A 25,898-nucleotide genomic window follows, 5' to 3' on the forward strand; every position below is an offset into this window, starting at 1 on the left:
GCTTTCCAAAAAATCACGATATACCGGCTCCCTGACCTTCAGCTGGCATTACGTTCCGGCGCCTGACCATTTCAAACAGACAGACTGCAGCGGCGGCACCGACATTGAGCGACTCAACCGCCCCGGGCATGGGAATCCGGACCCGGCGGGCAGCAATCTCGACTAGCGCCGGCCGCACACCGGTGCCTTCTGCGCCGAAGACCCAGGCCAGCGGACCATCAAGCGAGACATCGAACAAGGAGGTCGAATCTGCGAGACAAGTGACCACTGTAACACCGCAATACACGGTCATGAAATGTTCCAGATCAAGTTCTTCATGAACATTCACGACGAAATGCGCGCCCTGCCCCGCCCTCAACACCTTGGGCGACCATGCCGCCGCACAACCCGGAGAGAGCAGTATCTGCCGAACACCTGCCGCCGCCGCAGTGCGTATCAGACTGCCCAGGTTACCCGGATCCTGAACGCCATCGAGCAGAACGGCATCGGCGTGCACATCGGGAGACGCGGCCGGCACGGGGGTTTCGACGATGGCCAGCAGGCCGCTCGGGGTTTCGACGATACCCAGTTCCCGCATCAGGGAATCGGCCAGCACGGTGCAATCCCGTTGGCCGACATAGGCAGCGATCTCGCCACCCGCCAGCGCCGATTCGGCGACCACCAGTTGTTCGACCGGTGCCCGGTGGGTTTCCCAGGCTTCGACCAGATGCAGGCCGTCGAGCAGCGTCTGCCCGGCCTTGCGCCGCTCGCGACCGGACTCGGCCAGGCGCTTCAATTGCTTGAAGAAGGCGTTGTCGCGGGACTGGATCAGTTTCACAGCAGCGACAATTGCCGGGCGACCGGCCCGAAACTCTTGCGATGCACGGGCGAAGCGCCATGGGCTTCGAGCGCGGCGAAATGTGCGGCAGTCGGGTAGCCCATATGCCGGTCGAAGCCGTATTGCGGATAGGTCCGGTGCAATTCCAGCATGCCGGTGTCGCGCACGGTCTTGGCCAGGATCGAAGCAGCGGCAATCGAGGCGATCTTGCCGTCGCCCTGGACCACGGCTTCGGCCGGGATGGCCAGTTTCGGGCAGCGGTTGCCATCGACCATCGCCCGCTCGGGGCTGACCTGCAGGCCGGCGACGGCGCGGGTCATGGCGAGCATGGTGGCGTGCAGGATGTTCAGCGTATCGATTTCCTCGACACTGGCTTCAGCCACGCACCAGGCCAGCGCCTTTTCCCGGATTTCGACAGCCAGGGCAGCACGCTTCTTTTCCGAGAGCTTCTTGGAGTCGTTAAGGCCGTCGATCGGCCGACTCGGGTCAAGGATCACTGCCGCTGCGACGACCGGGCCGGCCAGTGGCCCCCGCCCGGCCTCGTCGATGCCGCAGACCAGGCCCTCGGGGATGATCAGCGCAGGCATTCGATCACCGCCTTGGCGGCTTTTTCGGCAGTGTTCTGGCGCAACTGCAGATGCAGGTCGGTGAACGCCGCCTCAATTGCCGCTGCGTTTTCCTTGTCCTCGTACAGTTTGACCAGCGCCTCGGCGAGATTTTCCGGTGTCGCCTCGTCCTGCAGGATTTCCGGCACCACGAAACGGCCGCACAGGACGTTGGGCAGCCCCACGTAAGGCAGGTAGGCCATACGCTTCATCAACCAGTACGAGAATTTGGCGATCTTGTAGGTGATCACCATCGGCCGTTTGACCAGCGCTGCCTCAAGGGTCGCCGTACCGCTGGCGATCAGCGCCACATCGGCCGCCCCGACAGCATCCTGGGCATGGCCGAAAAGCAGGCGGAACGGAATGTCGGCTGCGTGCTGGCGATAGATCGCGGCCTCGAACTGCAGGCGCGTCTCGCGCGTGGCCAGCGGCACGACAAATACCGCATCGGGTTGAAAGCGCTCGCGGATCAACTTGGCCGTCTGCACGAACAGGTCGCCCATGGCTTCGAGTTCACCGCGACGGCTGCCCGGCAACAGCGCGAAGGTCGGATAATCACGCGGCAACGCCAACTTTTCACGTACTTCCTGACGACTGGTCTTGAGCGGGATGATGTCAGCCAGCGGATGTCCGACATAGCTGACCGGGATGCCAGCCTTTTGATACAGCGGCGGCTCCATCGGGAACAGGGCCAGCACGCGCTTGACCGCCTGCCCAATCTTCTTGATCCGCCCACCGCGCCAAGCCCAGATCGACGGACTGACATAGTGCACGGTCGGCACACCGGCCTGCTTCAAGGCGGTCTCGAGGCCGAGATTGAAATCCGGCGCATCGATACCGATGAAGATGTCAGGGCGCAGGTCGAGCAGGCGCTTCTTCAACTGGCGACGAATGCCGGAAATTTCCCGGTAATGCTTGAGCGCATCCCAGTAGCCCATGACCGACAGCTTGCCCATCGGCCACCAGCAATCCATGCCCTGCGCCTGCATGCGCGGCCCGCCGATACCGTAGAAAACGGCACCGGGAAGCTGCTGCTTCAGCGCTGCGATCAGGTGGCCGCCCAGCAGGTCGCCGGAGGCTTCGCCCGCCACCAGGGCTATACGAACGGCAGCCGTCATGTCAGCGAATGATGCCCCGCTTGGAAACCGCCAGGAAATCGACGAAGCGCTGGAGGTCCGGTTGGGTCTTGGCTTCTTCGGTCAGCTTGGCCCGCGCTTCCTCAAGCAGCAGGCCGGATTTGTAGATGGTCCGGTAAGCGCGCTTGAGCGCGGTAATGCCATCCGGCGTGAACCCGCGACGCTTCAGACCCTCGACGTTGATGCCATAGGGTTGGGCGGTATTGCCGGCGGCCATCAGGTAAGGCGGCACGTCCTGCAGGATCACGGTACTGACCGCGGTCATCACATGAGCGCCAATCCGGCAGAACTGGTGAACCCCGGTAAAACCACCGAGGATGGCCCAGTCGTCGACGACGACATGGCCAGCCAGCGAGGCATTGTTGGCGAAGGTGCACTTGTTGCCGACCTGGCAATCATGGGCGATATGCACATAGGCCATGATCCAGTTGTCGTCGCCAACCCGGGTCACGCCGGCGTCCTGCACCGTACCGAGGTTGAAGGTACAGAATTCGCGGATGGTGTTGCGGTCACCGATTTCCAGCCGGGTCGGCTCGCCGGCGTATTTCTTGTCCTGCGGCGCTTCACCGAGCGAACAGAACTGGAAGATGCGGTTGTCGCGACCGATCCGGGTGTGCCCGGTGATCACCACATGCGGACCGACAACGGTGTTGTCACCGATCTCGACATTGGGGCCGATGATCGAATAGGCACCAATTTCGACATTGCTCCCCAGCCTGGCGCCGGGATCGACGATGGCGGTCGGATGGATCATCTTACAGGTCCCGCTTGGCGCACATCAGCTTGGCCGAAGCGGCCAGCTGACCATCGACCTTGGCTTCGGCTGTGTACTTCCAGATGCCGCGCATCTGGCGCTCGATGGTGACGAACAGGTCCAGCCTGTCTCCCGGCATCACCGGACGCTTGAAGCGTGCTTCGTCGATACCGGCAAAATAGAACACGTTATCCGGCGACGGTTTTTCTTCCAGCGTCTTGAACGACAGGATGCCAGCCGCCTGGGCCAGGGCTTCCATGATCAACACGCCGGGCATCACCGGGTGATGGGGAAAGTGACCGATGAAGAAAGGTTCGTTGATGGTGACGTTCTTGTAGGCGTGAATGCGCTCACCCGGAACCACCTCGACGACACGGTCGACCAGCAGAAAGGGGTAGCGATGCGGCAGGTGCTCAAGAATCTCATGAATATCCATTTAATCAGTCCCTTATTTCTATTTCTTTAAGTTTTTTCTCAAGTTCTGAAACGCGATCTGCCAACTTCCCCAGACGACGGATGTGCGCAGCATTGTGCACCCAATCGTCGTGAGTATCGAGCGGGAAGACCCCGGTGTACCGCTGCCCCGGTTCGTTGATGCTCTTCATCACCAGCGAACCGGCGGAGATGGTCGTTCCCTCGGCCAGCGAAAGGTGACCGGTGACCATGCCGGCCCCGCCAACCACGCAATGCTCGCCCATGGTCACACTGCCGGCGATACCGACACAACCGGCAAGCACGCTGTTCGGCCCGATCCGGCAATTGTGGGCAATCTGGACCAGGTTATCGATCTTGCAGCCATCGCCGATCAGCGTATCTTCCAGTGCCCCCCGGTCGATGGTGGTGTTGGCACCGATTTCGACGTCGTTACCGATGCGCACGATACCGATCTGGGGAATCTTGACCCAGGATTTACCCTCTGGTGCAAAACCGAAACCATCGGCGCCGATCACGGCACCGGAATGAATGATCACGCGTTCGCCAAGTTCGCAGCCATGATAGACGGTAACGTTCGGGTACAGCATGCTGCCGGCACCGATACGCACGCCATCACCGATCACGCAACCGGCATGGATGACGACACTGTCGCCGAGTTCGACGTTACGGCCGATACAGACCTGAGGCCCGATGGCAACGCTGTCCGGCACGACGGAATCGACAGTTGCGCCCGGATGGACACCACAGAACCCGGCCTGCACCGGATTCAGCAAACTGGCCACCCGCGCATAGTAGGCATAGGGATTGGCGGTAACGATACAGGCGCCGGCATATCCCGCCGCATCGGCTGGCGACAGCAGCACCGCCGCTGCCCGGGTCGTCTGCAACTGGCCGCGATACTTGCGATTGGCGAGAAAGGCGATCTCGCCCTCACCCGCCGCGGCCAGGGTCGACACCTGGAAAATGCGAATATCGCCGTCCCCAAGCACATCGCCGCCCAGCTGGGCGGCGATCTCGGCAAGCGTGAAGGAAATGACCTTCGCCGGTTGCTGCATCACTTACCGTCGGACAGCGCCTTGATGACGCGCTCGGTGATATCCAGACGCGGGCTGACCCAGACCACATCCTGCAGGATCAGGTCGAACTTGTCCGATTCTGCGATCTGCTTGATGGCACGGTTGGCCTTCTCGATCACCGCCGCGTTTTCCTCGTTCTGACGCAGGTTCAGGTCCTCGCGGAACTCGCGCTGACGGCGCTGGAATTCGCGCGACAGATCGCCGAATTCCTTTTCCTTGGCACGACGCTCGGATTCAGCCATCGTCACAGCGTTCTTCTCCAGGGACTCCTGCAGCCCCTGCAACTGCTTGGCCATGCGCTGAAGTTCCTGATCACGACGGGAAAACTCTGTCTCCAGCTTCTTGGCCGCACGCTGCGCTGCCGGAGCATCGCGGAAAATGCGCTGGGTATCAACATAACCCACCTTCAATTCGGCCGCGCTGACAGCCGTCAGGCTCATGGCGGACAACAGGGAGGCAAGAAGGAAAGTTTTGATTTTCAACATGAAACTCCTGATTTAAAAAGTAGTGCCCAACTGGAACTGAAAGGACTCAGTCTCATCGCTGCTCTTCTTGTTGAGCGGTCTGCCAATACTGAACTTCAAAGGCCCGATCGGCGAAATCCAGGCCGCACTCAACCCCGTCGAGTAGCGCAGATCGGATATCGCGAACTTGTCATTGGACGCATAAATCTGGCCAGCATCGAAGAAAACCCCGAGTCTGGCCGATTTTTCGAAGCCAGGCAGGGACCAGAGGAGTTCAGCATTGGCAACAAGTTTACGGTTACCCCCAACCCGATTGCCATCTTCATCAATCGTCTGGGTCGAGCCAAGAGAATTCCCCTTGTAACCGCGAACAGAACCCACACCACCGGCGTAGTAATTCTTGAAGAACGGCAAGCCTTTTCCGGCATAGCCTGATGCATAACCAAGATCGCCGCCCAGCAGCAAGGTAAATTGCTTCGACAGGGGAATGAAATGCTGCAACTGGTAATTCGCCCGATAGTAAGTCAGGTCGCCCCCCGGCAGACCAACCTCCAGGCCTGCGCGTTGATACGTTCCCTTGGACGGGAAGAAGAAACTATTCTTGCTGTCACTGACCCAGGCCAGGGTCAACGGGAAAGAAATATTCGTCTTGCCAAAACTCTCGACATATTTCTCGTAATAATCCGGCGAGTTATCGAACAAATCGATCGTCGTCGTATCCGCTGCGATCCCGACCGACCATGACTGGAACTCATTGATCGGGAACCCGAAACGAATACCGCCACCGGTCGAAGTAGACTTGTAGTTGGCCGTACTCGAAAGCGTACTGGTATCCATCGTGCGGTGATAGATATCGAACCCCTGGCTGACCCCATCGGTCGTGAAATAGGGATTGGTGTACGACAAAGCATATGTCCGACCAGAACTTGCCGAATTGACCTGAATCGATACGTTGTTACCACTACCCATGAAATTGTTCTGAGCGATCGAGCCCGAGACAATGACCTTGTCGGTGCTTGAAGTACCGACACCCAGCATCAGGTTGCCGGTCGGCTTTTCCGTCACTTTGACATTGACATCAAGCTGATCGGATGTTCCCGGCACCGGCGGAGTTTCGACCGCGACATCGGAGAAAAATCCCAAACGGTCGATACGTTCCTTGGAGGCCGTTACCTTGTCAGCATCGTACCAGGCACTTTCCATCTGCCGTATCTCACGGCGAACGACCTCATCACGCGTCTTGGTATTGCCGGTAACATTGACACGCCGGACATAAACACGCTTGCCCGGATCGACGAAGATGGTGAAGTCCACCAGATTCTGTTCGCGATTGATTTCCGGTGCCGCATTGACGTTGGCAAAGGCATAACCCTGGGTCCCCAGGCGGTCACTGATCGCCTTGGTGGACTCGTTCAGTTTTGCCCGGGAAAAAACCTCGCCGGGACGCACCTGAATCAACTTGCGGAAATCAGCCTCCGGCAAAGTCAGGTCGCCGGCCAGTTTGACCGATGACACCCGGAAACGCGCCCCTTCGGTGACATTGAGCGTAATGAAAACGTCCTGCTTGTCCGGCGAGATCGATACCTGCGTGGAATCGACATTGAATTCCAGATAGCCACGATCCAGATAGAAGGACTTCAGCTTCTCAAGGTCAGCCGACAGCTTTTGCCGGGAATACTGGTCATTCTTCGAATACCAGGTCATCCAGCCCGGCGTGGTCAACTCGAACAGGCCGAGCAGTTCCTTTTCCTTGAACGCTTTGGCACCGACGATGTTGATCTGACGAATCTTGGCCGCCTCGCCTTCGACGATATTGAAATTGATGCCGACGCGATTGCGCTCCAGCGGCGTGATCGTCGTCGTGATCTCTGCGGCATACTTGCCGCGCGAAAGATATTGGCGCTTGAGCTCCTGCTCGGCCTTGTCGAGCAGCGAGCGGTCGAAGATGCGGCCGGTGGCGATGCCCACTTCACGCAGCGCCTTGACGATGGCTTCCTTCTCGAATTCCTTCATGCCGACGAAATTCAGCGACGAGATGGCCGGGCGCTCCTGCAGCACAACCACCATGACATCCTTTTCGACCTCGATGCGCACATCCCGGAAGAAACCGGTGGCAAAGAGCGACTTGATGGCCTGCGCAGCCTTGTCGTCGTTCAGTGTGTCGCCGACCTTGACCGGCAAATAGCTGAACACGGTGCCGGCTTCGGTACGCTGGATGCCTTCGACACGGATGTCCTTGACGACGAAAGGCTGGAAAGCCATCGCGGGCAGGGCAAAGAGTCCGGCGATCAGGGCAGGCAACAGGTTTTTTTTCATCGTTAGCCGCCAAAAAGGCGAGTCAGGTCGTTAAAAAATGCGAAAGCCATCAAGGAGAACAAAATGGCCAGACCCAATTGCTGTCCGATGACCATTGCCCGCTCGGAGAGGGGCTTCCGCCTGACGACTTCGATCATATGATACATCAAATGCCCACCGTCCAGCACCGGGATGGGAAGCAGGTTCAGGACCCCCAGGCTGATGCTGACCAGGGCCATGAACTTGACATAATAATCGAGACCGAGCTTCGCCGACTGCCCCGCGTAATCGGCAATGGTCACCGGCCCCGAAAGATTTTTCCAGGAAACTTCGCCGATCAGCATCTTGCCCAGCATGCGCAGGCTGAACAACGACTGCTCGCCGGTTTCGACGACGGCCTTGACCGCCGCCTCGGCAAAGCCGTAACTGACAAAGGTACGCAGTTCGCGCCGGGTTTCCGATGACTCGGCCACACCGACACCGATGCGCCCGATGCGCTGGCCGCCATCGGCAACCAATTCCGGCGTTACCTCAAACGCAAAGACCCTGCCCTGGCGTTCGACTTGCAGAACCAGTCGTTGCCCGGCCGCCTCGCGGACGATCATCACCAGTTCGTGCCAGTTGCCGATGGGCTGCTCATTAATCTGCAAGACCCGGTCGCCGGCCAGCAAACCAGCCTGCGCCGCCGCACCGCCACGACTGACCGAGCCGATGACCGCCGGAATATCCGGGCGATAGAGGCGCAAGCCCAGACGGGACAGCGGATCGCCTTCCCAGCCCTCCTCGCCGACCGCAGCCAGGTAGAGATGGCGAACGGCAATCTCGCCGCGCTCGTTGATCACTTCCAGTTCGACGCGCTCGCTGCCGGCGGCCTTCTGCAAAATTTGCCAGCGCAGGTCGTTCCAGGTTGCCACCGGTTGCCCGTCGATGCGCCGGACTTCCTCGCCGTTTTCGATCCGGGCCATGGCGGCAGGCGTATCGGCAGGCGGCTGGCCAAGCACGGGCAGCAATTCCTGGCTGCCGAGCATGAAAATACCCCAGTACAACAGGATGGCGAGCAGGAAATTGGCCAGCGGGCCGGCGGCAACGATGAAGCTGCGCTTGCCCACGGTCTGCCGGTTGAAGGCACGATGCCGTTCCTCGGGCGCCACCGCCGCCTCGCGCTCGTCGAGCATGCGCACATAACCGCCCAGCGGGAAGGCACTGACCACCCACTCGGTCCCGTCGCGACCGAAACGACGCTGCCACAGGACCTTGCCGAAGCCGACGGAAAAACGCAGGACCTTGACGCCGCACCAGCGCGCCGCGAGGTAATGCCCAAGTTCATGAAAGACGATCAAAACCCCGAGCACCAAAGCGAACGCCGCGAGATAGAACGGCAGATCGCTCATCCCAGGCGCCCCTCGGCAATCATGGTGGTGGCGACTTGGCGCGCCTCGGCGTCAGCCCCGAGCACGTCGTCCAGGCTGCCCTCCGGTCCGGCCGGCAGCGCCGTCAGCACGGCTTCGTTGAGCCGGGCGATGTCGAGGAAAGACAATTTTCCGTCGAGGAAAGCCGCCACCGCCACTTCGTTGGCAGCATTGAGGATGGCCGGCGCCGTACCGCCTTCGCGCAGGACATCGTAGGCCAGCTGCAGACAGCGGAAACGCTCGAAATCAGGGGCAAAGAAATCCAGCCGGGCGATGCGGAACAGGTCGAGCGGCTCGACCCCGGCGGCAATCCGCTCCGGCCACGCCATGGCGTAAGCGATCGGCGTACGCATGTCCGGCTTGCCCAACTGGGCGACGACCGAACCATCGACATACTGAACCGCCGAATGGATCACGCTCTGCGGATGCACGACCACCTGGATCATGTCCGGCGCGGCGTCAAACAACCAGCGTGCTTCGATGACTTCCAGGCCCTTGTTCATCATGGTCGCCGAATCGACCGAAATCTTGCGCCCCATCACCCAGTTCGGGTGAGCGCAGGCCTGTTCCGGCGTCACCTGCCCGAGTTCGGACAAAGGAGTATTGCGGAACGGGCCACCGGAGGCGGTCAGCAGGATCTTCTCGACCCCGCAGGCGTTCAGGCCACGCGCGAAATCGCCGGGCAAGGCCTGGAAAATCGCATTGTGTTCGCTATCGACCGGCAGCAGGGTCGCGCCATGACTGCGCACCGCGTGCATGAACAGTTCGCCGGCCATGACCAGCACTTCCTTGTTCGCCAGCATCACCCGCTTGCCGGCCTGCGCGGCAGCCAGCGTCGGGGCCAGACCAGCAGCACCGACGATGGCCGCCATCACGGCATCGACTTCGGGCAGCGACGAGAGCTCAATCTGCGCCGCCACGCCGTGACGGACCTCGGTCGGCAGTCCGGCAGCCCGGCAGCGCGCGGCCAGTTCGCCGGCCAATGCGGCATCGCGCAGCACGGCGAAAGCCGGACGAAATTCGAGACATTGCTCGAACAGCTTGTCGACCTGGGTATGCGCGCACAGCGCGAAGGCCCGGTAACGATCGGGGTGACGGCGGATGACATCGAGCGTGCTGACGCCGATGGAGCCGGTCGATCCAAGCACGGTAATGTTCTGTTGCATCATCCGCGGTAGAAGAAGAGTAGCCAGGCCAGCGCCGCCACCGGCAAGGTGGAAGTGAGGCTGTCGATGCGGTCGAGCACGCCGCCGTGACCCGGCAGCACATTGCTGCTGTCCTTGATCCCGGCTTTACGCTTGAGCATCGACTCGAACAGGTCGCCGATGATGCTGACAGCCGTCACCAGCAGCAGCGCGGCAACCCATAGCGGCAGGGAAACCCCGGCCATGAAGAAATGACCGATGACGAGCCCATAGACGAGCACGCCGACGATCGCGCCATAGGCGCCTTCCCAGGTCTTGCCCGGGCTGATGCCCGGCGCCAGCTTGCGTTTACCGAAGCGGCGGCCGGCAAAATAAGCCGCGATATCGGCCATCCAGACAACGGCAAAGACCGCCAGCAGGACAGCGGGACCAACGGCACGCAACTGGACCATGGCCAGCCAGGTCGGCAGCAGCACGACCGCCCCGACCAGCAGGCCGGAAGCACCATGCAGCGACCATTTGCCGCGCAGCCAGAAGGGAATGAGCAGCAACCAGAAGATCGCCGACAGACCATAGAACAGGAAGACCCAGGTCTGCGCCGGGGCAAAGCCGGCCGCGCCGATGGCCAGCGGTTCGGTCCAGGCCAGCACGGCGCACAAAGCCGCAGTGACGACACCGAGCAATACACGCTGACGATTCTGCCAGCCGAGCAAGGCGCCCCACTCCCAAGCACCGACACCGATGAAGGCGGCGATCAGCCAGGCCCAGGCCATTTGCGGCAACCAGAACAGGCTGGGCAGCAGAACGGCCATCAAGGCCAGCGCCGTGATGACGCGGGTTTTAAGCATTGCTGTCGCCCGTCAGTTGCTCGCTGGTCCGGCCAAAGCGCCGCTCGCGTTGCTGGTAGGAGGTGATCGCCTTGCCGAATTCGGCAGTATCGAAATCCGGCCACAGGGTGGGCGTGAAATAGAACTCGGTGTAAGCCAGTTGCCAGAGCAGGAAATTACTGATCCGCTCCTCGCCGCCGGTACGGATGAAGAGATCGGGCTCCGGTGCGAAATTCATCGACAGATACGGCTCGATATCGGCCTCGCTCCATCGACCGGCCTGGTCCGGCTGCGCCAGTGCCATCCGGTTCACCGCCTGCATGATGTCCCAGCGTCCGCCGTAGTTGGCGGCGATGGTCAGATCAAGGCTGGTATTGCCGGCGGTACTCTCCTCAGCCTGGCGGATCAGTACCTGCAGACGCGGCTCGAACCGGGACAGATCGCCAATCACGCGCAGCCGTACGCCATTGCGATGGAGTTTTTCGACTTCCTGCTCCAAGGCCTTGACGAACAGCTGCATCAGCAGCGTGACTTCTTCCTGCGGGCGCCGCCAGTTCTCCGAAGAGAAAGCGAACAGGGTCAGGTAGCGGACGCCGCGTTCCAGACAGGCACGAACCATCTCCCGCACCAGTTCGACACCTTTCACGTGCCCAGCGACACGCGGCAGAAAACGCTTTTTCGCCCAGCGGCCGTTGCCATCCATGATGACAGCAACGTGCGCGGGAACGGCCGCAACCTGCGGAAGATCCCGCGTCGAACTGGAGAACAGGGCCATGCAGCCGCTACGTCAGATCTGCATCAGCTCGGCCTCTTTGGCGGCGAGCATCTTGTCGACTTCGGCAATGTATTTGTCGGTGAGCTTCTGTACGTCATCCTGGGCACGACGCTCGTCGTCCTCGGGAATCTCGCCCTTCTTCAGCGCATCCTTGAGGTGGGTGTTGGCATCGCGACGCAGGTTGCGGATCGCCACCTTGGCACCCTCGCCTTCGTTCTTGACGACCTTGATCATTTCCTTGCGCCGCTCTTCGGTCAGCGCCGGCATCGGCACGCGGATCAGGTCGCCCTGCGAGGCCGGATTCAGACCGAGGTCGGAATCGCGAATCGCCTTCTCGACCTTCTGCACCATGTTCTTTTCCCACGGCTGGACACCCAGCGTACGGGCATCGACCAGGGTGATGTTGGCAACCTGGTTCACCGGCACCGGCGAGCCGTAGTAATCGACCATCACATGGTCAAGCAGGCCGGTGTGGGCACGGCCGGTACGGATCTTGAGCAGGTCGTTCTTGAGCGCCTCGAGCGACTTCTGCATCTTCGCTTCGGCGGTTTTCTTGAGTTCGGCAATCATCTGTCTCTCCCTCAGCAGTAGACCAGCGTGCCCTCATCCTCACCGCAGACCACGCGCTTCAGCGCGCCGGCCTTGAAGATGGAAAACACGTTGATCGGCAGTTTCTGGTCGCGGCACAGTGCGAACGCAGTCGCATCCATTACCGCGAGGTTTTGCGAGATCGCATCGTTGAAGCTGATCTTGTCGTAGCGCGTGGCCGTGGCGTCCTTTTTCGGGTCGGCGGTATAGATACCGTCGACCTTGGTCGCCTTGAGCACGATTTCCGCGCCGATTTCCGACCCGCGCAAGGCTGCGGCGGTATCGGTCGTGAAGAAGGGGTTGCCGGTACCAGCACCGAAAATCACCACCTTGCCTTCTTCGAGATAGCGGATCGCCTTGCCCCGGATATAGGGCTCGACCACCTGCTCGATATTCAGGGCCGACTGCACGCGGGCATTCAGGCCGGCTTGACGCATTGCGTCGGACAGCGCCATGGCATTCATCACCGTGGCCAGCATGCCCATGTAATCCGCGGTGGCTCTATCCATCCCGGTGGCCGTACCGGCCATCCCGCGGAAGATGTTGCCACCGCCGATCACGACGCCGATTTCCACCCCAAGATCCGCAACCGCCTTGATCTCGGCGCAGACTTCCGCGATCACCTGCGGATTGATGCCATAGGCGTCGTTGCCCATCAGGGCTTCGCCAGAGAGTTTCAGCAGGATGCGTTTGTACTTGGGTGTGGTCATCGGCGATTCCTTTACGGAAGATTACTTCTTGGCAGCAGCGGCAGCGGCCTGGGCAGCGACTTCAGCAGCGAAGTCGTCAACCTTCTTCTCGATGCCTTCGCCGACCATGAACAGCGTGAAGCTGGCCACCGAAGCGCCCTTCTGCTTCAGCAGTTGTTCGATCGTCTGCTTGCCGTCTTCAGCCTTGACGAAGACCTGGCCCAGCAGGGTCACGTCCTTCAGGTACTTCTGGACGGTACCTTCGGCGATCTTTTCCAGCATCGCTTCCGGCTTGCCGGCTTCGCGGGCCTTTTCGATGGCAACGCGACGCTCGGTGTCGAGCAGTTCGGCGGAAACACCGGAGGCATCCAGCGACTTCGGCTTGGAAGCAGCGATGTGCATGGCCAGATCCTTGCCCAGCTGCTCGTCGCCGCCGACCAGGTCAACCAGCACGCCGACCTTGGCGCCACCGTGGATATAGGAAACCAGCTTGCCCTTGGCTTCGCAACGGACGAAGCGGCGGATGCTCATGTTTTCACCGATCTTGCCGACCAGCGCGGTGCGGGTCGATTCGACGGTGCCTTCGCCCATCGGCAGGGCCGACAGAGCAGCCACGTCGGCCGGGTTCTTGTCAGCGACCAGCGCGGCAGAGCCGTTGGCCAGTGCGATGAAGTCGTCGTTCTTGGCAACGAAGTCGGTTTCCGAATTGACTTCGATGATGGCACCGGTCTTGCCGTCAGCGGAGATGCTGACTGCCACGATACCTTCTGCTGCGATACGGGCAGCGGCCTTGGAAGCCTTGTTGCCCAGCTTGACGCGGAGGATTTCCTCGGCCTTGGCCATGTCGCCATCGGCTTCGGTCAGCGCCTTCTTGCATTCCATCATCGGTGCGTCGGTCTTGCCGCGCAGCTCTGCCACCATACCTGCGGTAATTGCCGCCATACTTGTTTCTCCTGAGCTTATGAGACAGGCGGAGCCTGAGGCCCCGCCGTTACAGCCTTATTTATTCAGCCGCTTCTTCGACTTCGACGAACTCGTCGTCACCGCCGGCAACGATTTCCTGAACAGCCATGCTGCGGCCTTCGAGGATGGCATCGGCCACGCCGCGGGCGTACAGCTGAATGGCGCGGGAAGAGTCGTCGTTACCCGGGATGATGTAATTCACACCTTCCGGCGAGTGGTTGGTATCGACCACGCCGATGACCGGGATGCCGAGCTTTTCGGCTTCGGTGATGGCGATCTTGTGGTAGCCGACGTCGATGACGAAGATGGCATCCGGCAGGCCGGCCATATCCTTGATGCCGCCGATGGACTTCTGCAGCTTTTCGAGTTCGCGACGGAAGGTCAGGGCTTCCTTCTTGGACATCTTTTCCAGATCACCGGCTTCGACAGCCAGTTCCATGTCCTTGAGGCGCTTGATCGAGGTCTTGACCGTCTTGAAGTTGGTCAGCATGCCGCCCAGCCAGCGCTGGTCAACACACGGGGCGCCGGCGCGTGCCGCTTCTTCGGCAACGATTTCGCGAGCCTGGCGCTTGGTGCCAACGAACAGGATGTTGCCACGGTTGGCCGACAGCTTCTTCACGAAAGCAATGGCTTCGTTGTACTTGGCCAGGGTCTTTTCGAGGTTGACGATGTGAATCTTGTTACGGGCACCGAAGATGTACGGGGCCATCTTGGGGGACCAGAAACGGGTCTGGTGGCCGAAGTGGACACCGGCTTCCAGCATTTCGCGCATGGTTACGGACATTGTAAAACTCCTTTAAGGGTTGAACCGCCACCCGCCGGCAACGCCCGTCATTATTAGGTTTTGACGGACACCCTTAATCGGCGGATGTGAGGGATGGACGACGCGCACCGTGCGCCCCGCCATTTTTCCGGACAGACTCGACCGGGAAAACTGGACGATTATAGCAGCTAATTCGCCCCGCATGAAGGCCTGACACGCCAAGCGGGCTTCACCGCGCCGATCACGACAGACAGCAACTCAGCATGCGCTCGAGGTAAGGCTGCCAATCCGGCATGTGCAGGCCGAGTTCCGCCTCCAGCAAGGAACAATCGAGTCGCGAATTGGCCGGGCGCCGGGCCGGTGTCGGGTAATCGACGGTACCGATAGCGCGAATTGCCGCAGCGTCGACGCGCAATTCCTCGCCCATGGCCCGCGCCGTCTCGACGATCCGACAGGCAAAGGCATGCCAGCTGACGGGATTGGCCGCCGCCAGGTGATACAGGCGATTTTCCCCGGCCGCCATCTGGCGCCCGAGATCGAGACGCACCAGCGCCGCCGCCGTGACGTCGGCGATCAGCGCCGCCGGCGTCGGCGAACCGACCTGATCGGCAACCACGCCCAGCGAATCGCGCTCGCGCGACAGCCGCAGGATGGTCTTGACGAAATTCCCGCCATGCTCGCCGAACACCCAACTGGTGCGAAAAATCAGCGACTTGCCGGCGAGCGCAACGATCGCTTCCTCGCCGGCCAGCTTGCTTTGCCCATAAACCCCTTGCGGCGCCGTGGCGTCGCTTTCGACGTAAGCGCCCTGCTTGCTGCCATCGAACACGTAATCGGTCGAGTAATGCACCAGCAGCGCACCGCATGCCAGCGCCGCTTCAGCAAGAATACCCGGCGCCCGGGCATTGACCGCATAGGCCGTATCGGCATCCGATTCCGCCTTGTCCACGGCGGTATAGGCCGAGGCATTGACGATCACCGACGGCTGCACCTCGGCAACCAGCGAACGGATCCGGTCCGCATCGGTCAGGTCGCACTGCGCCCGGCCGCAGGCCACCACCTCGCCCAGCGGCGCCAAGGCGCGCTGCAATTGCCAACCGACCTGACCATCCTTGCCCAACACCATTATCGACATGGCCTGCTCCATGCAAAAACCCCGCGCAGTATGCCATTTCCCGCGCCACCGGCTTTGCGAAACGGGGGGCATCATTTATCCTTGCCTTCTCCCAACGCACCAAGAACAGCCATGAGCATCACCATCAAGACGCCTGAAGAAATCGAAAAAATGCGCGTCGCCGGCCGCCTCGCCGCCGAGGTCCTCGACTATATCGAACCCTTCGTCAAACCCGGGGTCACCACCGAAGAACTCGACAAGCTCTGTCACGACTACATGGTCGACGTCCAGAACTGCATTCCGGCGCCACTCAACTACGCACCATCGGGCTACGACCCCTACCCCAAGTCGATCTGCACCTCGATCAACCAGCAGGTCTGCCATGGTGTGCCGAGCGACCGCGCCCTGAAGAACGGCGACATCATCAATCTCGACATCACCACGATCAAGGACGGTTATCACGGCGACACCAGCCGCATGTTCATCGTCGGCGAAGGGTCGATTCAGGCCAAACGCCTGTGCGAAATCACCTTCGAATGCCTGTGGCTGGGCATTTCGGTGGTGCGCCCCGGCGCCCGCCTCGGCGACATCGGCGCCATCATCCAGAAGCACGCGGAAAAGAACGGCTACTCGGTCGTCCGCGAATTCTGCGGCCACGGCATCGGCGCCAAGTTTCACGAAGACCCGCAGGTCGTCCATTACGGCAAGGCCGGCACCGGCGTTGAATTACTCCCGGGCATGATGTTCACCATCGAACCGATGATCAACGCCGGCAAAGCCGCCATCCGCGAAATGCCGGACGGCTGGACCATCGTTACCAAGGACCGCAGCCTGTCGGCGCAGTGGGAACACACCCTGCTGGTCACCGACACCGGCTATGAGGTCATGACGCTTTCCGCCGGCGCACGCCCGAAACCCGACTGGATTGCCTGATGGACATCGACGTCGCCGCCCTGCGCAACGAACTCAAGGCCCGCCAGGCTGCCCTGCAGGCGCGCTACCTGCAAGATAACGACGCCGAAGCCCTGCTCCGCCAGCGCTGCGCCGATGTCGATGAAATCCTCTGTCGCCTGTGGGCCGATTTTTCTTTCCCGGCCTCGATCGCCCTCGCGGCCGTTGGCGGTTACGGGCGCGGCGAGCTCTACCCGGCCTCCGACATCGACCTGCTGATCCTGCTGCCGCAAGACGCCAGCGCCAGCACGGAAGCCAAGCTGGAGCGCCTGGTCGGCTGTTTCTGGGACATCGGCCTGGAAATCGGCCACAGCGTGCGCACCATCCCGGAATGTCTGAACGAAGCCGCCAATGACATCACCGTCCAGAGCGCGCTGCTCGAAGCGCGGCTGCTGACCGGCAGCGAAAAGCTGTTCACCACCTTCCGTCGCCGCCTGTTCGGCAACCTCGACCCGCTGCATTTTTTCGAAGCCAAGCGGCTCGAGCAACAGGATCGCTACCTGCGCTTCAACGAAACGCCGTACAGCCTGGAACCGAACATCAAGGAATCGCCTGGCGGCCTGCGCGACCTGCAGATCATTTTCTGGATCGCCAAGGCGGCCGGCTACGGTGGCACCTGGGATGAGCTCGGTGCCGATGGCATCATGTCGCAGGAAGGCGTCGCTTTCGGCAAGCAGTTCGAGGATTTCCTGCGCCACCTGCGCATCCGCCTGCACTTCCTGGCCGGCCGCCGCGAGGACCGGCTGCTGTTCGACTACCAGGAGCGTCTGGCCCATCGCTACGGCTTCGTCGACAACGAAACCAAGCGCGCCTCCGAACAACTGATGCAGGCCTATTACCGGAATGCCAAGGGCCTGACGCTGCTCAACACCATCGTCCTGCAGAACATGGGCGCCGCGCTGGCGCCGGAAAACCTGCAGCGTCCGCAGCCCTTCGACGAGCACTTCCAGATCGTCGGCAACCTGCTCGACGTCTGCGACGAGCGCCTGTTCGAACGAGAACCCGGGCTGATCCTCGACGCCTTCCTGATCATGCAGGAAAACCCGGAGCTGCAGGGCATGACCGCGCCGACCCTGCGCGCGATCTGGGTCGCCCGCGATCAGATAGATGACGCCTTCCGCGCCGACCCGGCCAACCGGGCGATGTTCCTCAAGCTGCTGCAGAGCGAGCGCGGCATCGTCCATGAATTCCGGCGCATGAACCAGCTCGACATTCTCGGCGCCTACCTGCCGAACTTCGGGCGCATCGTCGGCCAGATGCAGCACGACCTGTTCCACGTCTATACCGTCGACCAGCACATCCTGCAGGTCCTGCGCAATCTGCGCCGGTTCACGATGAGCGAGTTCGCCCATGAATACCCGCTGTGCTCGCGCATCATCAACGAGTTCGAACGCCCCTGGCTGCTCTACATCGCCGCCCTCTTCCACGATATCGCCAAGGGCCGGGGTGGCGACCACTCGGTCAAGGGCACCGTCGATGCACGCGAATTCTGCGAGAACCACGGACTGTCGAAGGACGATACCGAACTGGTCGTCTGGCTGGTCCGCCAGCATCTGGTGATGTCGCAGATCGCCCAGAAGGAAGACCTCAGCGACCCCGAGGTGATCGGCAATTTTGCCGGGCTGGTCGGCGACGTCCGCCACCTGCAGGCGCTTTACCTGCTCACCCACGCCGACATCCGCGGCACCAGCCCCAAGGTCTGGAACCAGTGGAAGGGCAAGCTGCTCGCCGACCTCTACCAGCAGACGCTGCACTTCCTGGCGCAGGATGAAGCACCGGTCGCCCACGGCATCATCGCCGAACGCCAGGCTGAAGCCATGCGCCTGCTGCGTTTCTTCGCGCTCTCCGACACCGTTCACGAACGCCTGTGGAAGCAGCTCGACACGGTCTATTTCCTGCGCCATTCGGCTGAGGAAATTGCCTGGCACACGCGCTCGCTGCACTACCGCATCTACAACAACCAGCCGGTGGTCCGGGCCCGCTTGTGGCAGGAAGGCGTCGGTCTGCAGGTGATGGTGTACACCCAGGACCAGCCCGACCTGTTTGCCCGTCTGGTCGGCTTTTTCGCCCGTGCCGGCTACAGCATCGTCGATGCCAAGATCCACACCACCGCCCACGGCTACGCCCTGGACAGCTTCATTCTGCTCGACGTGGAAAAGCGCGACCACAACCGGGAAATGCTCGCCTACATCGAGCACGAGCTCGAAGACCGCCTGCTCCGCCAGTTGCCGCCGGAAGTCCCGTCAGCCGGCCGCCTGTCGCGCCAGGTCAAGCACTTCCCGATCAAGCCCGAAGTCAGCATCCGTGGCGACGAAAAGGGGACGCACTTCGTGCTCAACCTGACCGCGGCCGACCGACCCGGCCTGCTCTACACCATCGCCAGAACGTTGGCCGAGCACGGCGCCGAGTTGCACACCGCCAAGATCGCCACCCTCGGCGAGCGTGCCGAGGACGTTTTCCTGATCAGCGGCGGCGACTTGCGCGATACCAATCAGCGCATCCGCCTGGAAACCGAGTTGATCGAGCGGATGAAGGTCTGAGGCAACGCCTCAGACCGACATGCCCATCGGCGGACAGGCCGCCTCGCAACCGACCACGCGTTCGATGATGCTGCGCACGCGGCCCATGGCCTCCTGCAGCACATGCTCCAGGCTTTCGAAACGGATGCCGTGGCTGCTGCTGCCGCGCCCGGCACCATGATTGGCAACCACACTGATGGCCGCGTAAGGCAGGCCGAGCTCGCGCGCCAGTACCGCTTCCGGCATGCCGGTCATGCCGACGATGTCGGCCCCGTCGCGCTCCAGGCGATTGATTTCCGCCGCCGTCTCCAGGCGTGGCCCCTGGGTCGCCGCGTACACCGCCCCCTGCTTAATCTCGATACCCAGTGCCGCAGCAGCTTCGACGATGCGTTGCGACAGCGGTGCATCGTAGGGATCGGTGAAATCGACATGGGTTACCGGCGAACCCACGCCGTCGAAGAAAGTCGACTTGCGGCCCCAGGTGTAATCGATGATCTGGTCGGGAACGACGATATCGCCCGGATTGAGGTCGGCGCGGATGCTGCCGACCGAAGCCACCGAAATGATGCCGCGCACCTGGTGGTGATGCAGGGCCCACAGGTTGGCCCGGTAATTGACCATGTGCGGCGGGATGCTGTGACCGTAGCCGTGGCGCGGCAGAAAGACTGCCGGGCGACCGCAGATCTGGCCGAAGACCAGAGCGCCGGAAGGTTCGCCAAAGGGCGTGCGCACCACTTCGCGATGAGAAACGTCGAGATTGGACAGGGTCGTCAGACCGCTGCCGCCAATGATAGCCAACATGTCATGTACTCCGGATCGCCAGCAGGGAAGCCAGCGTAGGCACCACGTGCTTGAGTGCAGGGTGCGGTTTGGCAAGCTGGGCGACATTGCCGCCCAGCTTGCGATAAATGGCGTTGTTGCGATTGGCCGAAAACGGCAGACCGCTGAACGTGCGTTCGAGATGATAGCGGACCAGGGTATCGCGACCGATGTCCTTGGCCTGCCAGGGGATCGCCGTACGATCAACGATGTGCAGGGCACGCACCCCGGGCAGACTGGCCGCCAGACCGGCAACCGCCCGATGCAGGCGTTCGCGATAGGCGGCAACAGCCTGTCCGCCATCGCTGGCGCTGGCACCGGTGACTTCAGCCGGCGCCCCCATCAGCCAGCAGACCACGCAATCCGGCGCAAAAGCCTCGATGGCGGCACGCTGCGCGGCGTCGAGCGCCTCGACATCGGCCTGCAGCAACGTGGCCGCATCGCCCACCCGTTGCCGGGTCAGTGCCAGGCATTCCGGCAAGGTATCGATGGCCAGCACCGCCAGTCCGCGCGCGACCAGCGCCTGCGTGGCAAACCCCACGCCGCAGCCGATTTCCAGCACACGAGCGCCAGGCACCAGCCCGGCCATCCAGTCGTAATCTCCATGACGGGCGTAGGTTTGCCCCTCGTCTTCCCAGTAAGCGATGAATTCGGCGACGCTACGCCCGCTCATGCCCCTTCCTTCTTGGCGTGAATCGCCGGCAGGTTGCGCCAGGTGCCCCCCGCATCCATGCCGAAACCGAAAACGAAGCGGTCGGGCACGGTCAGGCCGACGAAATCCGCCACCAACGGTTTGTTCCGGCCATTGAGCTTGTCGGCGAAGACCGCCGTCAGCACCTCGGCCGCGCCAAGGCGCAGCAGGCTTTCCTTGACTGCCGCCAGGGTCACACCTTCGTCGAGAATGTCATCGACGACCAGCACGCTGCGCCCCTTGACCGGCGCCCACGGCGCGCTGCGCCAGGAGATCTTGCCGCCCTGGGTTTCCGGCCCGTAGCGGGTGGCGTGCAGGTAATCGAAGTCCAGCGGGAAATCCAGACGGGTCAGCAACTGGCCGCAAAAGACCACGCCACCGGTCATCACGCACAGGACCAGCGGATACTTGTCGGCCAGCCGCGCGCGAATGTCCGCTGCCACCCGGTCAACCGCCGCCTGGACGGTCTGCGCGTCGTGAATGACCTCAGAGTCGGCCAACATGGCTTGTGCTTTCTGGATATCCATCATGTCTCCCTGTTCTTGTTCAGATAAGCGGTGAAATCGCCCCCGACTTCCGGGTGGCGCTGGCCGAATACCACGGTTGCCTGCAGGTAACCGAGTTTCGACCCACAATCGTAGCGCACGCCGTCGTAGCGGTGCGCCAATACCTGTTCTTCCGAAAGCAGCGAGGCGATGCCATCGGTCAGTTGAATCTCGCCACCGGCGCCCGGCTTGATCTTTTCCAGATGCTCGAAAATACGCGGCGTCAGGATGTAACGCCCGACCACCGCCAGCGTGGACGGCGCCTCTTCCGGCTTGGGCTTCTCGACGATGGCATTGACCTGTTCCAGACGGTCGGCCACCTTGCGTGCATCGACGATGCCATAGCTGCGCGTGTCGGCGCGCGGCACATCCTGAACCCCCAGCACCGAACAACGATAGTAGTCATAGACATCCGACATCTGCTTCATCACCGGCGTGTCGCCGTCGAGCAGGTCGTCGGCCAGGATCACCGCAAATGGCTCATCGCCGATCACCGGCTTGGCGCACAGCACGGCGTGACCGAGGCCGAGCGCTTCCTGCTGGCGAATGTAGATGCAGTTGATGTCGCGCGGGATCATGTTGCGGACGAACTCGAGCATCTCCGTCTTGCCGCGTGCTTCCAGTTCCGACTCCAGTTCGTAGGCCTTGTCGAAATGATCCTCGATCGCCCGCTTGGAGCGGCCGGTGACAAAGATCATGTCGGTAATCCCGGCCGCCACGGCCTCCTCGACCGCATACTGGATCAGCGGCTTGTCCACGATGGGCAGCATTTCCTTGGGGCTGGCCTTGGTCGCCGGCAGGAAACGCGTTCCCATGCCGGCGACGGGGAATACTGCTTTACGGACTCTAGTCATTCTTGCTCTCCCTGCTTCAACAATTCGATCAATGCTGCCTCGTCAATCACGGCAACGCCAAGCTCGCGCGCCTTGTCGAGCTTGCTGCCGGCTTCCTCGCCGGCGACCACGTAGTCGGTCTTCTTCGATACCGAGCCGGCCACCTTGCCGCCAGCCGCTTCGATCATCGCTTTGGCGTCGTCACGTTTCAGGGTCGGCAGCGTACCAGTCAGCACCAGCGTCTTGCCGGCCAGCGGCGCCGGTCCGGCAAGCACCGCGCCTTGCGGCATGGCGGCCAGCAGTTCTTCTCGACGGCGGGCCACACCGGCCAGCAGACCACGTCTGCCCGACTGGTTCAGCCACTCAAACAAGGCGCTGATCACTTCACCGGGCAAACCGGCCACCGATAACGCCGCCGCATCGATGCTGCCATCGGCAAGCGCGCCGCCGTCGGCCACAGCCGCCAATTGGGCAGCGCGTTTGGCGGTCAGCTTCGGCACGGCCAGCGCTGCATAGATTTCGGCCCAGGCCAGGCGTTCGGCCAGGCCGGGATGCGGCGGATGTTCATCATTGGGCGCGACGCCGGCAGCGAGCAAGGCATCGACCGCATCGAGGTTGCGCTGCTCGGCAAAGAAATCGGCAATCGCTGCCGCCACCGTCGCGCCGATGTCGGGCAGCACGGACAGCAGCGGCGCCGGCGCGCGGCGCACCCGGTCCAGGCTGCCCAGCCAGTCGGCCAGCGTCTTGGCAGTGGTCTCGCCGACGTGGCGGATGCCCAGCGCGAACAGCAGTCGGGCGAGTTTCGGCGTTTTGCTGGCGGCAATGCCGGCGAGCAGGTTCTCGGCCCAGCGCGTCGGCGTCTGCCCGGCCTTGACCGTTTCCGGGACGGTGCCGTCTTTCTCGTCGGCGCGCCGCTTCATTTCCAGCAGGTCGGCCAGCGTCAGCTTGTACAGATCGGCAACGCCGTGCACGTAGTCGAATTCAACCAGGCGCTCGACGTAACGGTCGCCCAGGCCTTCGATATCCATCATCCGGCGACCGGCGAAATGCAGGATCGCCTGGATGCGCTGGGCGCTGCACGAGAAACCACCGGAACAGCGGGTCACCGCCTCGCCCGGCTCACGCACCGTGTGCGCACCGCACACCGGACAGGCAGCCGGCATCATGAACGGCTGGGCAGCGGCCGGCCGGCGCTCGGCGATGACACCGACGACTTCCGGGATGACATCACCGGCACGGCGCACGATCACCGTGTCGCCAACGCAAATGCCGCCCTTGCGCTCGACCTCGTCGGCGTTGTGCAGGGTCGCATTGGTCACCGTCACCCCGCCGACAAACACCGGCTTCAGGCGCGCCACCGGCGTCAGCGCGCCGGTGCGGCCGACCTGGATGTCGATGGCCTCGACCACGGTCGATGCTTCCTGCGGCGGATACTTGTGCGCCACCGCCCAGCGCGGCTCGCGCGAGCGGAAACCGAGGCGACGCTGCAGTTCCAGGTCATTGACCTTGTACACCACGCCGTCGATGTCGAACGGCAGGCTGTCGCGCAATTCGGCGATGCGCCGGTGAAAACCAGCCAGCGCCTCGCCGCCCGCCAACACCGCACGATGCTCGCACACCGGCAGGCCGAAGGCGGCCAGCGCATCGAGCAGGCCACTGTGCGTTGGCGGCTGCTGCCAGCCGTCTACCGCACCAATACCGTAGGCGAAGAACTTCAGCGGCCGGCTAGCGGCGATGGCCGGATCGAGCTGGCGAACGCTGCCGGCAGCGGCGTTGCGCGGATTGACCAGGGTCTTTTCACCGCGCGCCGCAGCAGCGGCGTTATAGGCATCAAGATCGCCGCGACACATGTACACCTCGCCGCGCACCTCCAGCACTGGCGGTGCTTCACCGCGCAGGCGCAACGGAATCTGGCCGATGGTGCGCAGGTTCTGGGTCACGTCCTCGCCGGTCGTGCCGTCGCCGCGCGTTGCACCACGCACCAGCACGCCGTTTTCGTAACGCAGGCTGACGGCCAGGCCGTCGAATTTCAGTTCGGCGGCGTAATCGACGGCCGGCGCGCCCTCGCCCAGTTCCAGCTCGCGCCGGATGCGGGCATCGAAATTGAGCGCACCGCTGGATTGGGTATCGGTCTCGGTCTGGATCGACAGCATGGCCACGTCGTGCACCACCGGCGCAAACTGCGCCAGCGGTTTGCCGCCGACGCGCCGGGTCGGCGAATCCGCCGTCGCCAGCGCCGGATGCTCGGCTTCCAGCGCCTGCAATTCGCGGAACAGCGCGTCGTAATCGGCATCCGGAATGGTCGGTGCATCGAGGACGTAATACGCGTGGTTGTGACGTTCCAGTTCTGCACGCAGCCAGGCTGCGCGCTCGACGACTTCCGGTGACAGCATCACGAGAACAGGCGCAGGGCTTGCGGCGAACCGGCCGGCAGGCCGAAGGACTGCATGGTGGCCTGCGGCTTGCCGATGAACTCGCGACGGATGTGATCGAGCTGGGCATCGCCCAGCGGCTGACGGTTGTCATCGACCAGCGTGCCCTGCAGCGTTTCGGCAAAGCGGCGGGCCTGTTCGACCATCTGCTGGAAGACTCGCTCGCCGTGATCGACGCGCGGCACATCGAGCAGGAAAGTCAGGCCGTGGGTGGTCATGGTGCGCAGGGTATCGGCGGCAAAACCCGCGCTTTCATAATTCTGCAGGCTGAACTGGGCGCGGCCATCGTCATCGTGACGGGTGAACATGCCGTCGAGGCCGAGCACCATGCCGGCAGCTTCCGCCAGGGCGCGAATCTTGGTGCCCGGGAAAGGCTGGCCGCGGCTGACCAGGTTGAGGCCGATTTCCAGATCGACGGCGGCGCAGAAACGGTCAATCTCCGCCGCCTGGTCGAGCACCCGGCTCGTCGGCATGTCGGCCACGGCCATCAGCTCGTCGGCCAGCGCCTGCATGGCACCGGTGAAAACCGCCAGGTCGCCGTCGGACACCGGCCCCAGGCGGTTGACCAGTTGCAGGCCGATGCGCAGACGGCGTACCGGAATTTCGTTATCGGAACGCAAACGTATCCACTCGCGGGCGCGTTCGTTGTAGGCGACGAAATGCACCGGCCGGGACACCCGCTGCAGCACGTCGCGCTGCGATTGCAGGATCTGGCGCGACGAAACCGGCTCGACCAGTTCCATCGAGACGATGAATTCGAGGCGCGGATCGAGCAATTCGGCGGGTACCGGCTCGGGTGCCGGGGCTTCTTCGTGCGCAGCAAAAACCGGCGGGGCAACGACCGGTTCGCGCAGCGGCGGCGGCATGACCGGGGCTTCGACGACTGGCACTTCGATCACCGGCTCGGCAACCGGTTCGGGAGCCGGCTCAACGACGGGCTCGGGCATCGAAATTTCGTGCACTTCCGGCACCGACGTCTCGACCGTCGGCGGCAGATCCCAGGGCGGAATGTCTTCAGGTTCGGCCTCAACAGGTGCCGCATTCGTCGCGTACCGGGATTCGTCCTCGTCGGCCGGCGGCGCAAAAACCGGCTCGACCCGTTCGATCTCGCTTACCGCCGCTGCCGGCCTGCTCGTCGGTTTGAGCAGGACGTCGTCGTGCTCGGGGCGAAGGACCGATTCGGCCACCTTGCGATGCCGGTACTCCTGCCATTTGTTATATGCCACGACTCCCGCAATGGCGAGTCCGCCCAA

Annotated in this window: 25 protein-coding genes; 2 read left to right on the forward strand and 23 right to left on the reverse strand. The window is 62.5% G+C overall.

Translation table 11 applies throughout. The annotated features are described in order from the left end of the window. Positions 1 to 13 precede the first annotated feature (13 nt). The 17 genes from AADV58_RS10960 to rfbD form a co-directional block, all read right to left on the reverse strand. Positions 14 to 817 carry a TrmH family RNA methyltransferase gene (locus tag AADV58_RS10960; RefSeq protein ID WP_051295455.1) on the reverse strand — a complete coding sequence of 268 codons (804 nt, stop codon included), beginning with the start codon at positions 815 to 817 and terminating at the stop codon, positions 14 to 16. Continuing rightward, positions 814 to 1,404, reverse strand: coding sequence for a ribonuclease HII (rnhB, locus tag AADV58_RS10965; protein WP_028995472.1), 591 nt, complete (start codon positions 1,402 to 1,404; stop codon positions 814 to 816). The genes AADV58_RS10960 and rnhB overlap by 4 nt, the downstream gene beginning before the upstream one ends. Further along, complete coding sequence (gene lpxB, locus AADV58_RS10970; RefSeq protein WP_028995471.1) at positions 1,392 to 2,540, reverse strand: lipid-A-disaccharide synthase; 1,149 nt, start codon at positions 2,538 to 2,540, stop codon at positions 1,392 to 1,394. Before lpxB ends, rnhB begins: the two co-directional genes overlap by 13 nt. A gap of 1 nt (position 2,541) precedes the next feature. Continuing rightward, entirely contained in the window at positions 2,542 to 3,312 is a 771-nt protein-coding gene (gene lpxA / locus AADV58_RS10975) for an acyl-ACP--UDP-N-acetylglucosamine O-acyltransferase (protein ID WP_028995470.1), read from the reverse strand. Between the two features lies 1 nt (position 3,313). Continuing rightward, a complete protein-coding gene (gene fabZ, locus AADV58_RS10980; RefSeq protein WP_028995469.1) occupies positions 3,314 to 3,748 on the reverse strand; it encodes a 3-hydroxyacyl-ACP dehydratase FabZ in 435 nt (144 codons plus the stop codon). Positions 3,749 to 3,752: 4 nt separating this feature from the next. Beyond that, entirely contained in the window at positions 3,753 to 4,802 is a 1,050-nt protein-coding gene (lpxD, locus tag AADV58_RS10985) for a UDP-3-O-(3-hydroxymyristoyl)glucosamine N-acyltransferase (RefSeq protein ID WP_028995468.1), read from the reverse strand. After that, the gene (locus AADV58_RS10990; RefSeq protein WP_043421568.1) at positions 4,802 to 5,308 is read right to left on the reverse strand and encodes an OmpH family outer membrane protein; all 507 of its coding nucleotides are present in this window, start codon (positions 5,306 to 5,308) and stop codon (positions 4,802 to 4,804) included. Before AADV58_RS10990 ends, lpxD begins: the two co-directional genes overlap by 1 nt. Positions 5,309 to 5,320: 12 nt before the next feature. Beyond that, positions 5,321 to 7,603: an outer membrane protein assembly factor BamA gene (gene bamA, locus AADV58_RS10995; protein ID WP_028995466.1), complete on the reverse strand. Its 2,283-nt coding sequence runs from the start codon at positions 7,601 to 7,603 to the stop codon at positions 5,321 to 5,323. Between the two features lie 2 nt (positions 7,604 to 7,605). After that, positions 7,606 to 8,973 (reverse strand): RIP metalloprotease RseP, encoded by a 1,368-nt coding sequence (gene rseP, locus AADV58_RS11000; protein WP_028995465.1) that lies wholly within the window; start codon positions 8,971 to 8,973, stop codon positions 7,606 to 7,608. Continuing rightward, on the reverse strand, positions 8,970 to 10,160 hold the full coding sequence (gene ispC, locus AADV58_RS11005; protein ID WP_043421567.1) for a 1-deoxy-D-xylulose-5-phosphate reductoisomerase: 1,191 nt from the start codon (positions 10,158 to 10,160) through the stop codon (positions 8,970 to 8,972). The genes rseP and ispC overlap by 4 nt, the downstream gene beginning before the upstream one ends. Further along, complete coding sequence (locus AADV58_RS11010; protein ID WP_341743186.1) at positions 10,157 to 10,984, reverse strand: phosphatidate cytidylyltransferase; 828 nt, start codon at positions 10,982 to 10,984, stop codon at positions 10,157 to 10,159. The genes ispC and AADV58_RS11010 overlap by 4 nt, the downstream gene beginning before the upstream one ends. Continuing rightward, positions 10,977 to 11,738, reverse strand: coding sequence for a polyprenyl diphosphate synthase (uppS, locus tag AADV58_RS11015; protein ID WP_341743187.1), 762 nt, complete (start codon positions 11,736 to 11,738; stop codon positions 10,977 to 10,979). Before uppS ends, AADV58_RS11010 begins: the two co-directional genes overlap by 8 nt. A 12-nt stretch (positions 11,739 to 11,750) precedes the next feature. Next, positions 11,751 to 12,308, reverse strand: coding sequence for a ribosome recycling factor (frr, locus tag AADV58_RS11020; protein WP_028995461.1), 558 nt, complete (start codon positions 12,306 to 12,308; stop codon positions 11,751 to 11,753). Positions 12,309 to 12,319: 11 nt separating this feature from the next. After that, positions 12,320 to 13,036 (reverse strand): UMP kinase, encoded by a 717-nt coding sequence (gene pyrH, locus AADV58_RS11025; RefSeq protein ID WP_281984427.1) that lies wholly within the window; start codon positions 13,034 to 13,036, stop codon positions 12,320 to 12,322. Positions 13,037 to 13,057: 21 nt separating this feature from the next. After that, the gene (tsf, locus tag AADV58_RS11030) at positions 13,058 to 13,957 is read right to left on the reverse strand and encodes a translation elongation factor Ts (RefSeq protein WP_028995459.1); all 900 of its coding nucleotides are present in this window, start codon (positions 13,955 to 13,957) and stop codon (positions 13,058 to 13,060) included. A 61-nt stretch (positions 13,958 to 14,018) separates the two neighbouring features. Continuing rightward, complete coding sequence (rpsB, locus tag AADV58_RS11035; protein ID WP_028995458.1) at positions 14,019 to 14,762, reverse strand: 30S ribosomal protein S2; 744 nt, start codon at positions 14,760 to 14,762, stop codon at positions 14,019 to 14,021. Positions 14,763 to 14,982: 220 nt separating this feature from the next. Then, positions 14,983 to 15,876 (reverse strand): dTDP-4-dehydrorhamnose reductase, encoded by an 894-nt coding sequence (gene rfbD, locus AADV58_RS11040; protein ID WP_341743188.1) that lies wholly within the window; start codon positions 15,874 to 15,876, stop codon positions 14,983 to 14,985. 111 nt (positions 15,877 to 15,987) lie between these two features. Here rfbD and map point away from each other — a divergent pair, with 111 nt between their 5' ends. Together map and AADV58_RS11050 are read left to right on the forward strand one after the other, a co-directional pair. Then, positions 15,988 to 16,788 (forward strand): type I methionyl aminopeptidase, encoded by an 801-nt coding sequence (gene map, locus AADV58_RS11045; RefSeq protein ID WP_028995456.1) that lies wholly within the window; start codon positions 15,988 to 15,990, stop codon positions 16,786 to 16,788. Then, a complete protein-coding gene (locus AADV58_RS11050; protein WP_341743189.1) occupies positions 16,788 to 19,346 on the forward strand; it encodes a [protein-PII] uridylyltransferase in 2,559 nt (852 codons plus the stop codon). The genes map and AADV58_RS11050 overlap by 1 nt, the downstream gene beginning before the upstream one ends. 9 nt (positions 19,347 to 19,355) lie before the next feature. On the opposite strand, the gene AADV58_RS11055 is transcribed toward AADV58_RS11050, so the two are convergent. Genes AADV58_RS11055 through AADV58_RS11080 form a run of 6 tightly spaced genes read right to left on the reverse strand, consistent with a single transcriptional unit; the run spans position 19,356 to position 25,871 of the window. Next, complete coding sequence (locus AADV58_RS11055) at positions 19,356 to 20,126, reverse strand: S-methyl-5'-thioinosine phosphorylase (protein WP_028995454.1); 771 nt, start codon at positions 20,124 to 20,126, stop codon at positions 19,356 to 19,358. A 1-nt stretch (position 20,127) separates the two neighbouring features. Then, on the reverse strand, positions 20,128 to 20,817 hold the full coding sequence (locus AADV58_RS11060) for a class I SAM-dependent methyltransferase (RefSeq protein WP_028995453.1): 690 nt from the start codon (positions 20,815 to 20,817) through the stop codon (positions 20,128 to 20,130). Further along, positions 20,814 to 21,338, reverse strand: a complete 525-nt coding sequence (locus AADV58_RS11065; RefSeq protein ID WP_245580553.1) for a hypoxanthine-guanine phosphoribosyltransferase — start codon at positions 21,336 to 21,338, stop codon at positions 20,814 to 20,816. Before AADV58_RS11065 ends, AADV58_RS11060 begins: the two co-directional genes overlap by 4 nt. 23 nt (positions 21,339 to 21,361) lie before the next feature. Beyond that, on the reverse strand, positions 21,362 to 22,234 hold the full coding sequence (galU, locus tag AADV58_RS11070) for a UTP--glucose-1-phosphate uridylyltransferase GalU (protein WP_028995451.1): 873 nt from the start codon (positions 22,232 to 22,234) through the stop codon (positions 21,362 to 21,364). Further along, complete coding sequence (gene ligA, locus AADV58_RS11075) at positions 22,231 to 24,606, reverse strand: NAD-dependent DNA ligase LigA (RefSeq protein WP_341744547.1); 2,376 nt, start codon at positions 24,604 to 24,606, stop codon at positions 22,231 to 22,233. The genes galU and ligA overlap by 4 nt, the downstream gene beginning before the upstream one ends. Then, positions 24,606 to 25,871 carry a cell division protein ZipA C-terminal FtsZ-binding domain-containing protein gene (locus tag AADV58_RS11080; protein WP_341743190.1) on the reverse strand — a complete coding sequence of 422 codons (1,266 nt, stop codon included), beginning with the start codon at positions 25,869 to 25,871 and terminating at the stop codon, positions 24,606 to 24,608. Before AADV58_RS11080 ends, ligA begins: the two co-directional genes overlap by 1 nt. Between the last annotated feature and the right edge of the window lie 27 nt (positions 25,872 to 25,898).

It is taken from the genome of Azonexus hydrophilus, assembly GCF_038368255.1.
Taxonomy (GTDB): Bacteria; Pseudomonadota; Gammaproteobacteria; order Burkholderiales; family Rhodocyclaceae; genus Azonexus; species Azonexus hydrophilus.

Excerpts from the sequence above, each read along its gene's own strand:
- rnhB (WP_028995472.1), bottom strand. The coding sequence starts at position 1,404 with ATGCCTGCGCTGATCATCCCCGAGGGCCTGGTCTGCGGCATCGACGAG.
- lpxB (WP_028995471.1), bottom strand. The coding sequence starts at position 2,540 with ATGACGGCTGCCGTTCGTATAGCCCTGGTGGCGGGCGAAGCCTCCGGC.
- lpxA (WP_028995470.1), bottom strand. The coding sequence starts at position 3,312 with ATGATCCATCCGACCGCCATCGTCGATCCCGGCGCCAGGCTGGGGAGC.
- fabZ (WP_028995469.1), bottom strand. The coding sequence starts at position 3,748 with ATGGATATTCATGAGATTCTTGAGCACCTGCCGCATCGCTACCCCTTT.
- lpxD (WP_028995468.1), bottom strand. The coding sequence starts at position 4,802 with ATGCAGCAACCGGCGAAGGTCATTTCCTTCACGCTTGCCGAGATCGCC.
- AADV58_RS10990 (WP_043421568.1), bottom strand. The coding sequence starts at position 5,308 with ATGTTGAAAATCAAAACTTTCCTTCTTGCCTCCCTGTTGTCCGCCATG.
- bamA (WP_028995466.1), bottom strand. The coding sequence starts at position 7,603 with ATGAAAAAAAACCTGTTGCCTGCCCTGATCGCCGGACTCTTTGCCCTG.
- rseP (WP_028995465.1), bottom strand. The coding sequence starts at position 8,973 with ATGAGCGATCTGCCGTTCTATCTCGCGGCGTTCGCTTTGGTGCTCGGG.
- ispC (WP_043421567.1), bottom strand. The coding sequence starts at position 10,160 with ATGATGCAACAGAACATTACCGTGCTTGGATCGACCGGCTCCATCGGC.
- AADV58_RS11010 (WP_341743186.1), bottom strand. The coding sequence starts at position 10,984 with ATGCTTAAAACCCGCGTCATCACGGCGCTGGCCTTGATGGCCGTTCTG.
- uppS (WP_341743187.1), bottom strand. The coding sequence starts at position 11,738 with ATGGCCCTGTTCTCCAGTTCGACGCGGGATCTTCCGCAGGTTGCGGCC.
- frr (WP_028995461.1), bottom strand. The coding sequence starts at position 12,308 with ATGATTGCCGAACTCAAGAAAACCGCCGAAGCGAAGATGCAGAAGTCG.
- pyrH (WP_281984427.1), bottom strand. The coding sequence starts at position 13,036 with ATGACCACACCCAAGTACAAACGCATCCTGCTGAAACTCTCTGGCGAA.
- tsf (WP_028995459.1), bottom strand. The coding sequence starts at position 13,957 with ATGGCGGCAATTACCGCAGGTATGGTGGCAGAGCTGCGCGGCAAGACC.
- rpsB (WP_028995458.1), bottom strand. The coding sequence starts at position 14,762 with ATGTCCGTAACCATGCGCGAAATGCTGGAAGCCGGTGTCCACTTCGGC.
- rfbD (WP_341743188.1), bottom strand. The coding sequence starts at position 15,876 with ATGTCGATAATGGTGTTGGGCAAGGATGGTCAGGTCGGTTGGCAATTG.
- map (WP_028995456.1), top strand. The coding sequence starts at position 15,988 with ATGAGCATCACCATCAAGACGCCTGAAGAAATCGAAAAAATGCGCGTC.
- AADV58_RS11050 (WP_341743189.1), top strand. The coding sequence starts at position 16,788 with ATGGACATCGACGTCGCCGCCCTGCGCAACGAACTCAAGGCCCGCCAG.
- AADV58_RS11055 (WP_028995454.1), bottom strand. The coding sequence starts at position 20,126 with ATGTTGGCTATCATTGGCGGCAGCGGTCTGACGACCCTGTCCAATCTC.
- AADV58_RS11060 (WP_028995453.1), bottom strand. The coding sequence starts at position 20,817 with ATGAGCGGGCGTAGCGTCGCCGAATTCATCGCTTACTGGGAAGACGAG.
- AADV58_RS11065 (WP_245580553.1), bottom strand. The coding sequence starts at position 21,338 with ATGTTGGCCGACTCTGAGGTCATTCACGACGCGCAGACCGTCCAGGCG.
- galU (WP_028995451.1), bottom strand. The coding sequence starts at position 22,234 with ATGACTAGAGTCCGTAAAGCAGTATTCCCCGTCGCCGGCATGGGAACG.
- ligA (WP_341744547.1), bottom strand. The coding sequence starts at position 24,606 with ATGCTGTCACCGGAAGTCGTCGAGCGCGCAGCCTGGCTGCGTGCAGAA.